This window comes from Enterobacter sp. UPMP701 (assembly GCF_053709515.1).
Genome location: NZ_JBSKJN010000033.1, coordinates 1 through 2,363 on the forward strand (window position 1 = coordinate 1; position 2,363 = coordinate 2,363).

Here is a 2,363-nt window from a genome sequence, read left to right on the forward strand (position 1 = left end):
GACGCGACGGGGCTGTACTACTACGGGTACCGGTACTGCCAGCCGTGGTCGGGGCGGTGGCTCTCCGCAGATCCGGCGGGGACGGTGGACGGCCTGAACCTGTTCCGGATGTGCCGCAATAATCCCGTCACGCTTAAAGATGAGGACGGTTTAGCGCCAACCCATGGTGGGGCCGCATTCCCTGAACCGCACACAAATAATAACGCTGCAGCCCGCACAAGGGGATGGCTGTCGAGTTTGTTTATGCGACGGAGAGGGTCGCCGTCACAAGAAACAAATTCATCCGTGATAGGTGTTGGCTCAATAGGGATCGTACGTACATTTAAGGACGGGTGGCTGATTAAGGAATTCTCAGGTTCTTTCGACATGGAGAATAAGACGAGGCTCCAATCAGCGATAAATAATGCAAAAGGATTCAATCTTTTCTATGGTTCTGGAAGTGCATTTGTTCGTATTGAGGGAATAGATGGTACGGATGCAAAAAAAGTAAGAAATCTTATGAGGGTTGTCCCCGGTATTTCTCTGCATCAACTAACCGATATGCCGACAGTTATGGCTGCAGTATCGGTTATTGACCAGGGAAACCCTGCTGTGTATTTAAGTGAAAAACTCTCCAGGTTAGGCATCACCCACAATGATATTAACCTTGGGAATATCATGTATGATGAGATGAGATGTGAATTTAATTTAGTTGACTTTGATTCCGCAACCTTTTCAGAGGATAAAAAAGGTGACATTATAAGTTTAACTGAGTTTCAAAAAGAGAGCATGAAAAAGAGGCTGGATTATGTCTTCAACGATTTTAAAAGAAAAGTCAGACAAATGAAGGTGTTAAGTGAGAAATAATGATGCTTTCAGTCGATGCGTCGCTTAAGCATCATTCTTTGTGCTGTGGCGGATGACCGTACCGGAGATTCATCAGTTGCAGCACTACCGAGACATACGGTGTAAAACCCGGGCACCAGCCTTCTGCCTTTGCAGAAGAGGGAAACAAGCCAGATCGCTGATGCCCAGCATAACAAACATCCCGTTGATGCATGACGCCGTTTTTTGCACAGTACTCATTGTTGCTCTTTCTATCAAAGAGCGTTCCAGTGTCTGTATGATAAAGTCCCGGGCAGTATTCGTATCCCCGGGCCGGCTATAAATCCCGGCGTTGGCACGGTAGATTTCCTGAGTCCCCGTACAAGGGCAGAGTAGGGCGCTTTGATGCCGGACTGCCTCTTCGTGGCGCCACATGGTACGGTGGATAACGGTAAACGCATACCTGTAACACATCATGACCCGGAGCGATTGAGACGCCCGGCGATCACACGATCAACTCCCCAGGGTCCACACCCCTGAACAACCAGCAATATACATATCAGAATATAAACTGACTCAGGTAAGTACAACAGCCAGCTGTACCACGTCAGAAGATTTAGCCCCGTCGGAATATGATTTAGTCCAACGGTAAAAAGCGCAACCAGACTGATAATCATCAGCACCAGTGCTCCGGGGCGGGTCAGTAAACCGATGCTCAGGATCAGCCCAAAAAATGTTTCACAACTGGCCACAAAAACGGCCATAAAGGCCGGGAACGGTATACCTGCTTCAGTGATGGTTTCAAGCATTATTACCTGGCTGGCAGGAACAAATACTTTATTGAACCCTGACGTAAAAAAAAACAAACCAAAGGTAACGCGTATCAGCGTCAATGGAAGGGCATGACTCATACCAGAAGAGTGAAACAGAGACTGATATTGTATCATTCAGTAATTCCTTATTGTAAACATTGCCCTCGGAGAATGGGGCAGGACGGTGCAATCCGTCATCTTCCATGACGGCAGGCTAAACATAGTGTTCACCCACAGGCAGCGTAAGCTTTTTCAGGTCAAGAAAATGAATGGCACGGTAAATTATCCTAAAGGCTGTTTGCCTGCACACCTATTTGAACGCTCTCATGTGAGTCCTGATTAGCGGTGTTTTATTATTTCCGGTGTCGCCAGCCTGGAACAGAGAGATCCTCCGGGCATATCACTGCTCAGCAAAATCATGTCCGACTCATCGGCATCTTCACGTCTCGGTTCTTTCAGGGGCAGGGGATAATAATAAAGATGATCGCTTTGCCGTTCCTGCGAAATCCGAGCTACCTGACAATATATCTGGTTTATTACGTAATAATTGCGCTATCAGCTATACGCCGTACCAACCGCCCCGGTGGTCTGGTGAGCGGGTATCTGAAACCCATGCGGCCTGATTTGAACAAAATTGTTAGTACTGCTCATTCAAACATACCCTGTCTCAGGATAATTCATACCGGAAGGCGGCCCCGGCGGGTTGACATGCCGGCGGTAACGGCAATGATAACCGTGCCTCACGGG

The 2,363-nt window shown here is 48.0% G+C and carries 2 protein-coding genes; one reads left to right on the top strand and one right to left on the bottom strand.

Going from position 1 to position 2,363, the window contains the following annotated elements; genetic code table 11:
* Positions 1-846, top strand: an 846-nt coding sequence (locus ACWKXT_RS24160) for an RHS repeat-associated core domain-containing protein (protein ID WP_454533555.1), incomplete at its 5' end; no start/stop codon positions are given.
* 431 nt (positions 847-1,277) lie between these two features.
* On the opposite strand, the gene ACWKXT_RS24165 is transcribed toward ACWKXT_RS24160, so the two are convergent.
* A complete protein-coding gene (locus ACWKXT_RS24165; RefSeq protein WP_454533556.1) occupies positions 1,278-1,751 on the bottom strand; it encodes a DoxX family protein in 474 nt (157 codons plus the stop codon).
* Between the last annotated feature and the right edge of the window lie 612 nt (positions 1,752-2,363).

What these genes read in the sequence shown, in the direction of transcription:
- ACWKXT_RS24165 (WP_454533556.1), bottom strand. Translation starts at nt 1,751, where the DNA reads ATGATACAATATCAGTCTCTGTTTCACTCTTCTGGTATGAGTCATGCC.